Origin of the sequence: Paenibacillus sp. FSL R7-0163 (assembly GCF_037969975.1) — a bacterium.
GTDB lineage: Bacteria > Bacillota > Bacilli > Paenibacillales > Paenibacillaceae > Paenibacillus_AQ > Paenibacillus_AQ odorifer.
In genome coordinates, this window is the sequence record NZ_CP150224.1 from 6,572,870 (window position 1) to 6,585,273 (window position 12,404).

Sequence of the window (12,404 nt, forward strand, 5' to 3'; positions counted from 1 at the left end):
TCGGTGGTAATTAAAGAAATCCCCCTTATTATCAGGGAGGAAATCCCTAATTTCGTTCATTTAGAGAAAATATTAGCTTTTTTCAGGGAGTTTTTCCCTGCTATGAACGAATTAGTCAATTCCCCTGTTTTCCCCTTTAAACTAGAGGGTTTTCAATCCCTTGGGCACAGAGACAAAATGCGAGTCGTCGGCTGGCAATCTGCTATCCGTGGGTTGGTTACCACATATTATGCCTACGTCGAAGGAGCTTCCGTAAACTAATTTCGCACGTTAGATCAGGGATCCTGTGCACAGGGAATTCACGGATTCTCCTCGAACCTTTCTCTTTGTCTCCATGCCCCAAGGATTCAAATCTTTTGGGTATGTTTTTATTTTTTTTCGTTTCACCTACGCCATTTTTCGTTCTGCCTCTACCGCAATCGACCAGATAAATCCAATTAACTCACGACCCACTGCTGCCATGGTTAAATTTCGGTGTTTCCCGCGTCTGACTAATTTTAAATACTTGCTGTGTAACCGTTCTTGGGCTTTCCACGACGTTTCATGGACATGAATACTCTGGCCCTCAAGACGCACTGCTAAATCTCCCTTGACGGCAGGGCGGTGACGGTAACTCCATGCGGACTCCACCAGTGCGCGCCGCACTCCGGAATTTCCGACTTTTGTAAGACTCCCTCTTTTGGTACTTGCTCCCGAGGAATATTCCCGTGGCACGAGTCCCAGGTAACTCATGAGCTGAGCCGGTGAACGAAAACGTTCGAAATTTCCAATCTCGACAACTAAAGTCATAGCTGTCAGCAGGGCGATTCCCCTCAGGCCTTGCAACGCTTGAATGACAGGTGCGTAAGGGCAGATCTGTGCTTCTTCTCGCATTGCGGCTTCAAGTCGCTTGATTCGCTCCTCCACTTCCCGGAGCTGTTGCAGGGATTCGGTAAATACCCGTTCTTGAGCTACATTATTAAACTTCAGCATAGAGAGCCATTCCCGGTACCTTTTGGTCCAGCGTTTTTTCATACCCTCTGGCTTGTGAATTTGGTGGCGCAATAGAAAATGAATGAGCCGTTGCCGAGCCCGATGTAGGTCTTGCCTAGCATCTTCTCGTGCACGAATGAGATCTCGTAAAGCTTCGAGTTCTGGCGTTGGCACATAGATCGCAGTCAATTCTCCAGCCCGGTGTAACTGAGCCAGTTTTTCTGCATCCCGTCGGTCGGTTTTTATGGCATCTCCGGGACGCTGTGGCATACGCGAAGGTGCAATTACCACACAGGAAATTCCCATCTTCGTCAACCAGCGGTATAAGTCGTACCCCGTAGGCCCGGCTTCATAGCAGACCTCCAGTGTAATCCCTGAACCTTTGAGTTTCCGAATCATTCGAGCCACTGCATCTGGGGTATGGGGGATGGCTCCATAATATCGTGCGGGTTCCCGACCCTCATCTGCAATCGCCACCGCAATTTTTTCTTTAGACACATCCAAACCGACGTATTTTATGGTATTCTTCATAGTAACAGCTCCTTTCGCATGTAGCTCTGTAATGGTTGTCCTTTTAACTTCCATTTTAACCTACGGTGTGCGAAACAGGGGCTGCCTTTCGTTCATCATAACTAATTAGTTTAAGATCCACTCCGCGCATCGCCCAAACACAGAATGCAGTAAATACAAATGTACGCCGTCCAAACGACCCACGCAGATCACCCGCGTATACCGCATATCGCAAACGTTCACGGTACATTAGCCTCCCCACGCACAAACGCACATCATCCACCACCCAACCTAATAGTGATGAACAATTGGCACAGCACACAGTCTATTGGGCAAAGGAGGAATCCGCTGTACAGCCTATTTTCTAAAAAAAGAAGCTGCCTCATAAGTAGAATTCACTACTTTGGAGACAGCCTCTTGTTTAAATCTAATTTACTTGGTCACATCAGGTGTTCTAATCAATTACCTTTTTGCTGCGGAATTTCATCAGGAATTCATACACGACTGGCACTACTACAAGTGTCAGCAGCGTGGAACTGACCAAACCACCGATTACGGTCACGCCGAGCCCCTTAGAGATAATTCCTGCACTGTTTTCAAGTCCAGTAACCAATGGCAGCAATGCACCAATCGTTGCAAGGGCAGTCATCAGGATTGGACGTAAACGTGTGCCACCTGCTTCAAGCAAGGCTTGACGCGTAGTGAGGCCTTCTTTTTCCTTATGAATAACGCGGTCGATAAGGACAATCGCATTCGTTACTACGATACCAATCAACATCAGCGCACCCATGAGCGAGGACACGTTTAAGGTTTCTCCAGCGATGAGAAGGGCAACGAGTACCCCGATCACTGTGAAAGGAAGTGAGAACAGGATAGCGAATGGTGCTAATCCACCGCCAAATGTAACCACAAGCACGAAGTATACGATGGCAATAGCGGCCGCCATAGCAATTCCTAATTGACCAAACGTATCATTGATCTGCTCGGTTACACCGCCGAAGGTAACAGTTACACCATCAGGCAATTCCATAGCATCTACTTTTTCTTTCACGCTGTTCGAAGCGCTATTCACGTCACTCGAAATAATTTCGGCAGTAACATCTACCTTCATTTTACCGTCCATACGAGTAATCGAGTCAGGGGAGGAGCCATTTTCAATTTTAGCGACTTGCCCGATTGGCACGGAAATGCCTAGTGGCGAAGTCAAAGTAGCCTCTTCCATTTCTTTAATGCTCTTATACGTTTCTTTATCTGTTTCGATATAGACTTTGTAGTTCTTGCCGTCCAATTCTACTTCTGTGAGCACTGGACGTGTGCCTGCTGGACTCAGCTTCATCGCAATTTGTCCGGCTGTAAGTCCAAGGGAGCTAAGCTTCTGTTGATCCGCTACAATCGTATATTGATCGTAAGCTTCCTTGAGACTTGTTTCTGCGTCTTTGAAATTAGTGGTGTCAGCCTGTACGATTGAGGCAATCTCATCCGCGACTGGCTTCAGCTGATCCAGTTCATCTCCGAATACATTCACGGTCAGAGTGCTTCCACCCATGCCTCCACTCATCAGAGCGGACATGTCACCCCATACACCATCTGGCACTTCTGCGGTCAAACCTTCAATAAGCTTCTCTTTAACAGCTTCGAAATCAGGAGTATCACTATCATAAACGATGAAAAATAGTCCTGAATTGCTGGATCCACCCATACCCATCGGGCCTCCACCGCCGATGGAATATTGCATTTTGTCTATATGCTTCTGCGCTAAAATGTATTTTTCAGCTTTCAGACCTTGTTCTTGAACTTCCTCAATCCGTTGTCCAGCCTTTGGTGAATAAGTAAGCATTACAGTTTTATCCTCTTGGGATGGCATGAAGCTTACACCAATAGGCTTGATTAAGAATAAGCTGCCCGCAAGGAGAAGAACGGCAACTCCAAACGTAACGAGTTTATGAGAAAGACACCAGTTCAGAATCTTTTGATAACCAGCAGAAAGTTTGTCTGGTTTCTCGCTGTGAGTTTTTTTACGTTTCAATCCATTACGGAACAACGAGTGAGCCATTGCAGGAACTAGGGTAATCGCAACTACTAATGAAGCGAGCAGGGCGAAGACCATGGTTAGAGCGAAAGGCAAGAACAGCTCACCAACCATACCACTAACCAAAGCAAGTGGTAAGAAAACCGCGATGGTTACAATTGTAGAGGACATGATAGGCACGAACATTTCACGCGTGGCTGCACTGATTAATTCTCTGCCCTTCAGTTTCTCACCAGATAAGGAGAGCCGTCGATATATGTTCTCTATAACTACAATCGAGTCATCGACTACCCGCCCGATCGCGACCGTCATCGCTCCAAGTGTCATCATATTAAGCGTAATGTCCATCTGCCGCAGACACAGCACTGCAATCAGCAGGGATAATGGAATAGAGATGATAGAAATAATCGTCGAACGAATATTCCGCAGGAACACCAAAATGATAATTACTGCGAATAAGGCACCAAACACAGCTTTGGACAACATCGTATTTACGGAGTCCTCAATGGGCTTACCTTGGTCAAGCAGAACAGTAAGGTCAATGCCTTTATATTGTGCTTTTAATTCTTCAGTTTTGTCTTTAACGCCATTTACAACATCAACAGTGTTGGCATCATTGGCTTTGACAATCTGAATACCGATCGATTCTTTACCATTTGTACGGGAGATGGATTCGGAATTCCCCACAACCTCAATCGTGGCCAACTCTCCGAGCTTCACGGTTGGAAGTCCCATACTTGCAGCTCCGCCAGGAGCAGCATTTCCAGCACCTGCACCAGCAGCTCCGTTAGCAGCACCAGCGCCGGTAGCTCCAGCACCTGCACCAGCAGCTCCGTTAGCAGCACCAGCGCCGGTAGCTCCAGCACCTGCAGCACCTGCAGCGTTAGCGCCAGTTGGCATTACCGGTATGGTCACATTTTTAAGATCTTCAACGGTAGTGATGTTGCCGTCCACGACAACTGCTTTTTGAGCCTTGTCCATCTCGAATAGTCCTAGTGGAACACGGAGGGAAGAGCCTTGAATGATACCTTTAACGGTATCTTCAGTCAGTCCATATTGGCTGAGCTTATCTTGATTGAATTTAAGTGATACTTCTTTGACGTATTGACCAGAGATTTGAATAGAAGCCACACCCTCAACATCCTCTAGGGCTGGGCGAATATCGTTCTCAGCAATACGTGTCAATTCCTCAAGGTCCTGGGTATCTCCATTGGAAAGACTGAGCGAAACGACAGGCATTGAGCTAAGGCTAAAACGGGAAATGGAAGGCTTCTGCACATTGTCTGGCAATGAGACCTCATTTAGCGATTCGCGCACTGCTGCTGTAGCATTATCCAGATTTGTTCCGTAATCGAATTCAATTTGGATACTGGAGGCATTCTCCAGAGAAGTGGAGGTGATCGTCTTTACACCATCCACATTGCGGAGCTTTTGCTCCAACGGTTTGCTGACATCATTAACGACGCCTTCTGGTGCGGCCCCCGGATAAATGGTTGTTACGCTAAGATAGGGTATACTAATATTAGGCAAGGTTTCTTGCTTCATCGTCAGTCCGCTATATAAACCGGCAAACACAATAATTATCGTCAGAAGCCAAATGGCAAATTTGTTCCTGAGCGAGAAATTAATTAAGCTTTTCATAAGTTTCGTTTCTGCTCCTCTCGGCCCTTTTCTTTACGAAATAAGGCGCCATTATAAAAATTCATAATACTCACTATCCATGACTTTCTCTCTACCGAACTCTTCTTAGAGTCAATTAACGAAATACACATGAATTGTGCGGAATTGAGGCAATTAGCTTCCTCAGCTCTTCCAATTCTGCTGTGAGCTCAGAGCAGGATTGGAGGTTGGACAGCATCCCCTGAATGATTGCTTTTCGTGGGTGAGGTATAAGCACTTCACCTTCCAGAATATTGAGCGATTCCAGCAGATCGGCTGCTTCTTCGGATTCTATACTATTTAATTTACTGACCACAGTCTTCATTTCTTTAATGAGCTGTAATGGATTCTTTCGTTTATTCTCCTCATTCTCCGCCATCCAGTTCGCTAAAGTAGCAGAGTTGATTAGTGGAACCTGTTTACTAGTGAGTAAGCCAGACACAATCATATCCATTAGATTCATTAGATGATCTGCCATATCGGCAATAGGTACCTGCGTATCCTTACGAAAAATAACCGCAATATAAGACTTGATGAGACCATGTCCGATCATACATAAATCTCCGGTATAGGGAACGACGTCTTTTCCATAGAGCAACTCCATCTTCACCTGGAACCATCTTAAGAAGGAAGCGTTGTTTCTCCGCAGCCAGTCCGGGACTTCAGTATCAAATCCTTTGCCCGCAACCTCCTGAATTTGACGCTGTAAGAACTCGCGCAATTCGTACACGTGACTTAGCAGAATTTCTATCTGATTCCTAAGCTTCTCACGTGGTGTTCGTCGGGTTTCCTGTTCTTCACGTAACAAGGGATCACGAATCATCCGATAACAATAAAGGAAGATACTGCGCTCCAGTTCTTCTTTTGATTTAAATACCAGATACAAACTGCCCTTCGAAATCCCACATAATTCAGCGATCTCTTGCATGGATGTGGACGAGGAGCCTTTCACAGCGAATAACTGCATGGCGATCTTAATAATTTGTTCCTGCTTGTCAATAGTTTTATCATTCATTAAAGGATTAACCTCCTTTCTGACTACTGGGTTCTATAATTGACTAGTTGGTCAAAATTATTATATTCCATCCAACCAGGCAATACAAATATCGGAACAGAAGGGTTACAGTTTTGTCGTAAATAGACTTTTGCACAGTAATTAGCTAGGAAGAAAAGGGTTCTTCATGTAATATATAAAATGTGTCAATTTCGTGTTGCTTGTATGAATAAGAAGGTAGGTAGAGTATGAGAAGAGGACTTCAATCTATAATTATCATTGGGGCATTCATAGCATTTTATTATTTTGGTTTCGGCATTTTTGGGAGTACTGCGGGAACGATTATTAGTATCTTCTCCACTCTGACAGTTATTTCGATTAGCTTGGCTATTTTTATGGAGAACCGTAATCCTTCTACAACAATGTCATGGATCTTATTGCTTGCGTTGATCCCGGTGCTGGGACTGGTCTTCTATTTTCTATTTGGGCAAAATGTGTTCAAACGCCGTAAATATGATAAAAAGGCACAAAGAGACCTTATGGCCTACGAAAGAATTGAGAATGACGCTTTACGTACGCACCAAGATTGGTCAGTCTTTGATCCCTCGCGCCAAAAACTGTTGCTGTTATCCAAGACTTTAGCACGTACTCCTATTTCCTTTGCATCAGAAACTCGTATCCTCACTAATGGTGAAGAGACGTTTGGTACGTTATTGTTGGAGCTCCGTCAAGCTAAGCATCACATTCATATGGAGTATTACATCTTCCGGGCGGACCACATTGGAACACGCATTAAACAAATTCTGATCGATAAAGCTCGTGCCGGTGTTGCAGTCAGATTTATGTATGATGCCGTTGGCAGTTTTCAGCTTTCCAAAGCTTTTTTGAAGGAAATGAGTGACGCCGGAGTTCAGGTGGCTTCTTACGGAAATTCAACATCCTTTTTTTCCAGCCGTGTGAATTACCGGAATCACCGTAAAATTGTTGTGATCGACGGAGATGTCGGATTCATGGGTGGTCTCAATGTAGGCGATGAATATTTAAGCCGCAGTAAGACTTATGGATTTTGGCGTGACACACATATGTTGGTTAGAGGCGAAGCGGTACGGACGATGCAAATTATTTTCCTGCAAGATTGGATGCACACTACGGGTGAAAAAATACTGGAGCAAGACTACCTCACTCCACAACTTCGCTTTATGACAGGTGATGGAGCCGTACAGATTATTGCTAGCGGACCGGATAACGAACGTCGTGCGCTCAAAAACATTTTCTTCTCCATGATCACTTCTGCCGAGAAATCGGTGTGGATTGCCAGTCCATATTTTATTCCTGATGAGGACATCTTAACTGCACTGCGTGTAGCCGCTATTTCTGGTTTAGATGTGCGATTGTTATTCCCGGCTAAGCCGGATAAATGGATTCCTTTTCTGGCTTCACATTCTTATTTCCCGGCGTTGCTGGAAGCTGGCGTGAAGATTTATGAATATGAAAAGGGATTTATCCACTCTAAGCTGCTTATCGTCGATGGTGAAATAGCAACAATCGGTACGGCCAATATGGATATGCGCAGCTTCCACCTTAATTTTGAAGTGAATGCATTACTGATTCAGACGGAGAGTGTTGCTCGTATTGTGGCTGATTTTGAGCGGGATTTATTATCTACCAGCTTAATTGAGCATGAGGAATTTATGAATAAGCGTATGGTGATCCGTATACTGGAATCTGCTGCTCGACTTATGTCGCCGTTACTATAACCAAAAACCACCTCAGAGGGTGTTGTGCCTCTGAAGTGACCCCTTAAAGTTAGACAGGTATATAATTAAGCGACTTGTTGGGCTTGAGTTCGGTACTGTACCGGACTCAGGCCTTTTAGTTTTGCCTTAATTCGCTTGTTGTTGTAATAATCGATGTATTTTGATAGCTCTTGTTTGAAATGTGTGATACTTTCGAATTCCTTTAAATATAGAAATTCAGATTTCATGATACCAAAGAAGTTCTCAATGACGGCGTTGTCGTAGCAATTACCTTTACGGGACATACTTTGCTTGATATCTCGTTCTTCAAGGGCATGACGATACTGCTTCATCTGATAGTGCCAGCCTTGGTCAGAATGAATAAGGAGGTTATCTTCATCAGTTAATCGTCGGAATGCTTGATCTAACATCGTTGAAACAAGCGAGTAGACCGGCCTTGAACCGATTGTATACGTAATAATCTCACCATTATATAGATCTAGAATTGGAGATAAGTACAACTTTTCTCCAAATAATTTAAACTCTGTAATATCCGTAACCCACTTCTCATTTGGATTCTCAGCGTGGAAGTTACGTTCTAATATGTTCGGTGCGAGTTTGCCAATCGTCCCTTTATAGGAACGATATTTCTTCATACGTACCACACACTTTAAACCCAATACCTTCATCAAGCGTTGTACCTTTTTATGATTCACATGGTGTCCTCGATTCACTAACTCGTCACGAATACGACGATAACCATAACGACCCTCATGCTCCTCGTAAATCGCTTGAATAACGTCTTTTAGCTCCTTATCTCTATCGGGCATACCAAACGTTTTTACCACGAAATAATACGTACTACGAGGGATATCTGCTAGCTGCAGGAGTGCTTTCACCGAAAATTCGTTCCTTAGTTCATAGACTACTCGTGCTTTGTCTTGTTTGGTGATTTTTCCTTGTTTTGAACTAAGGCATTCAACTTTTTTAAATATGCATTTTCCATTCTCAAACGCTCTACCTCTGCTTGTAATGCCTCAACAGACCCTTCTTTTAACGTTTGAATCTTTCGTTTATTAGGTTCTTTTTTCATGGATGGACGCCCCTTCTTCTTTGGTTGTAGGGCGTCCATTCCATGTAACTCTAAGCTTCTATGCCAGCTTAAAATGGTACTATGACTCGCAATATTAAATATCGCAGCCGTTTCTCTAACAGACGTCCCGAATTCGTTCATATAATTAAGTACGTCTAGTTTAATCTGTGCTGGATATGATGTATAGCCCTTTTTAAATGCTTCTTCACCATGATGCTCATATTGACTAATCCAGTTTGAAAAGACAGAATGGTGAATCCCGATTGATTTTGCAATGGTTTTCAAGCTCTCGGATCCCTTTTTATAACGCATAATAGCTTGGATTTTTTCGTCTGTACTGTACCTGGTCATAAAAAAACTGCACCTCCAAATGTTAGTTGTGTCTAACAATTGGGGTGCAGTTCACTCATCTGCGGTGGTTTTTGCTTTAAAAAGTAGTTAAGCCCAAGGTGGTCTGCAACCGGAACAGGATATATTTGAACCAGGTCACTTCGCCCTGATAAGCCTCAAAAGGTAGGGTATACTCATGGTCCTCGTTATTCCACAGTCGATTGAAGTAGGCTTCCATCTGGGCATAAAGAGGCTGATCTTGTTTTACAGATACCCACAGATTATTCTCCAGGTTGTAGTCATCCAGATTGCGTGTCGTGAAATTGGTGGAACCGCCAAGAATGATGGAACTTCCAGTCTGTTTGGCAATGAAAAGCAGCTTCGAGTGATATTGTTCTTTGGTCGTGTTGTACCAGCGAATAGAGATTTTTCCGTTCGTGCGCTTGTTCAGGTTCATGGCAACTGGACGGTTAGGAATGCCGATTTTATCACGGCCGAAGGCGTTCTGATTGGGGTCCAGTATCAATCTTACCGTAGCCCCTCGTTCGGTAGCTTCTACCAATTCATCGAGAATTGCATCATCGGCAAGGTAGAACATACCCATCCAAATGGTGTCACCCTCCTGTGCAGATTGGAGGGCTTGTCTTGCATATTTATATACCTTTCCTTCCGTTAAATAGCGGACTCCCATAGATTCTTCAGAGTGCTGGTCCTTATCCTTGGTGAAATCCGGCTCATAAGTGAGCAATGGCCCTGCATCCGAAAGATTGACCGCGGCCTGTTCCGTCTGGAGAATATCAGCAATAATTGGACCTTGTACTTCCAGAGCGATATTGGAATGATAGGCGCTGGCATCATGGATATTTCCTGAGGAGATTAGAGCGCTATTCTCACTAACAACTACCTTACGGTGGTTAGCTTTTACATTGAGTAGCTTCATATAAGAACGAGCAGTAATATCCGGTCCGCCGCTGGCCATAAGATTCGGAATCCGGCCTTCGCCCGACTGTCCGAACCATTGAATAAAGGTACGCCAGACAGCAGAATAAGCAGGCGTAGAATCGCGTAGAGCATTTACATCAGTCATAATCACTTTAATCCCTGCAGCCTTCATCTCTTCCAGGAGATGGTTAGGTGCAGAATTGTAATTGGTATTAACCTCATCCGTAATGAAGACGATCTCCATCTCAGGATAAGTAGTTTTTTGTAAAATAAGCTTGTCCGTCAACATTCGACTGACTGGAGGAAATGACTGATCTTTATGGGTATAATCATTGAAAAGAAAGAGGTCAATCACCAAAAATTCATCGGACTCCTCGATAATTTGTAGAATCCTCGAAAGAATCTGACTTTCTTGAGTGCCCGTGGCTGTACCGTCCGAATAGGTTAAGTCGTGCCAGAAGGATACATGATTTGTTTTGTATATGGGGCTTTCAAAGGAAATACCGCTGGGTAGAGGTTTGTGCGTCTGATAAATCATTACGCCGGTTAACCAAAGGAGTAGAATGACGAAAGCCCATAACACCCGTGTACGGCGGCGTGAAGTGGAACGTTTCTTCGTAGTTAAACCGGGAGCGTAGTTTATATCTTTAGGTTTATGGGGGTGAACGGGTTGCTGACGATCTGAATTCATGGAAGTTCCTCCTGAAATTATTGCAGAGCACTTCCTTAGGATTGTGATGCTCCGGTGTATTACCAACCTATTAACACCTAGTGGAGCAAAATGAAGCAGCCCAAATATCCTTAACATTAATAAATAACATTCAGCTAGCTATAATGAGTTTGAACGATTAGTACGAAGTTTATGAAATTAATGATTACTAAACCGGAGAATTGTAATCGCTAACCTCATATTGTAAATTCATCTGTAGGGATATGTTATAATAAATCGAGTTTGGGAATAGGAGGAACGCAGCATGAATCATACGCCAGAAGAGGCCGTGCCATATGATGCGACTAGGCAGTCTGGCGCAGATCATGGCAAGGACCTGCCGGCTGTAGAGGCTTCTGACAAAAGATCTTTATTGCCTACATCGAAGACAGGCGAACGCAAAATTGAACATGTACGCCTTTGCCTAAATGAAGAAGTAGGTGGCGTCGGTGTGACTACAGGGTTTGAACATTACAGATTTCAGCATAATGCTCTTCCAGAGCTGAATTTTGACGATATATCATTGCAGACTACGTTTTTGGATCGCAAGCTGCGTACACCGCTGCTCATCAGCTCGATGACAGGTGGCAGCGCAGCTACAGGAGCGATTAACGCCCGGTTGGCCACAGCTGCACAGCGTCGTGGTTGGGCGCTGGGTGTAGGCTCGGTCCGGGCGGCAGTGGAGCGTTCTGAGCTTACGGCGACCTTTTATGTGCGGGATCAAGCACCTGATATTCCGGTTATCGCCAATATTGGTGCTGTACAGCTGTCCTATGGTTTTGGGATTGAGGAATGTCGCCGAGCTGTGGATATCGCAGGTGCTGATTTTCTTGTACTGCATCTGAATGGGCTGCAAGAGGTCTTTCAACCGGAAGGGAACACTGGTTTTGCCTCTTTGCTATCCCAGATAGAGAAGGTATGCCGTGCACTTGAAGTCCCTGTAGGTGTGAAAGAAGTAGGCTGGGGCATTGATGGAGATGCAGCTGCACGTCTTTATAATGCAGGTGCGGCTTTTATTGATGTTGCGGGTGCAGGCGGGACATCCTGGAGTCAGGTGGAGAAGTTCCGCAGTGTAGATCCTATACGGCGGGCAGCGGCGGAGGCTTTCGCGGATTGGGGTACTCCAACGTCTGATTGTATCACAGAGGTGCGCGCAGTTTCCCCGCAGGGCGCTTTGATTGGCAGCGGCGGACTAAAACATGGCGTGGATGCAGCGAAAGCACTGGCACTTGGAGCTGATCTGGCAGGCTTTGGCCGCAATCTGTTAGGGCCGGCTGTCGATTCTGAAGAGGCGCTGGATGCTGCATTGGCACAGGTTGAGCTGGAGCTAAAAATAGCAATGTTTGGTATTGGCGCTCCAGATTTAGCAACTTTACGTGGTACTTCCCGTTTAATACGTAAATAGGATGGTAAATATTGAAGCGAGGAAG

8 protein-coding genes are annotated in these 12,404 nt (G+C 44.8%); 2 read left to right on the top strand and 6 right to left on the bottom strand.

Annotated elements, in window-relative coordinates:
- Nucleotides 1-387: 387 nt before the first annotated feature.
- From NST45_RS28850 to NST45_RS28865, 4 genes are all read right to left on the bottom strand, one after another.
- Nucleotides 388-1,503, bottom strand: a complete 1,116-nt coding sequence (locus NST45_RS28850; protein WP_036683961.1) for an IS110 family transposase — start codon at nt 1,501-1,503, stop codon at nt 388-390.
- Nucleotides 1,504-1,558: 55 nt separating this feature from the next.
- A complete protein-coding gene (locus tag NST45_RS28855; RefSeq protein WP_155986559.1) occupies nt 1,559-1,732 on the bottom strand; it encodes a hypothetical protein in 174 nt (57 codons plus the stop codon).
- 204 nt (nt 1,733-1,936) lie between these two features.
- On the bottom strand, nt 1,937-5,152 hold the full coding sequence (locus tag NST45_RS28860) for an efflux RND transporter permease subunit (protein WP_076140706.1): 3,216 nt from the start codon (nt 5,150-5,152) through the stop codon (nt 1,937-1,939).
- Nucleotides 5,153-5,267: 115 nt separating this feature from the next.
- Nucleotides 5,268-6,185, bottom strand: a complete 918-nt coding sequence (locus NST45_RS28865) for a TetR/AcrR family transcriptional regulator (RefSeq protein WP_036681609.1) — start codon at nt 6,183-6,185, stop codon at nt 5,268-5,270.
- 227 nt (nt 6,186-6,412) lie between these two features.
- On the opposite strand from NST45_RS28865, the gene cls reads away from it, so the two are divergent.
- Entirely contained in the window at nt 6,413-7,921 is a 1,509-nt protein-coding gene (gene cls, locus NST45_RS28870) for a cardiolipin synthase (RefSeq protein WP_036681607.1), read from the top strand.
- 65 nt (nt 7,922-7,986) lie between these two features.
- On the opposite strand, the gene NST45_RS28875 is transcribed toward cls, so the two are convergent.
- A protein-coding gene (locus tag NST45_RS28875; protein ID WP_143766079.1) for an IS3 family transposase occupies nt 7,987-9,344 on the bottom strand; the annotation gives its coding sequence in 2 pieces (ribosomal slippage) (nt 7,987-8,891 and nt 8,891-9,344; 1,359 coding nt in all).
- Nucleotides 9,345-9,420: 76 nt separating this feature from the next.
- The gene (locus tag NST45_RS28880) at nt 9,421-10,956 is read right to left on the bottom strand and encodes a phospholipase D family protein (RefSeq protein ID WP_339824388.1); all 1,536 of its coding nucleotides are present in this window, start codon (nt 10,954-10,956) and stop codon (nt 9,421-9,423) included.
- Between the two features lie 283 nt (nt 10,957-11,239).
- Between NST45_RS28880 and fni the strand changes: the two genes are divergently transcribed.
- On the top strand, nt 11,240-12,379 hold the full coding sequence (gene fni / locus NST45_RS28885; RefSeq protein WP_081383770.1) for a type 2 isopentenyl-diphosphate Delta-isomerase: 1,140 nt from the start codon (nt 11,240-11,242) through the stop codon (nt 12,377-12,379).
- Nucleotides 12,380-12,404: the final 25 nt, after the last annotated feature.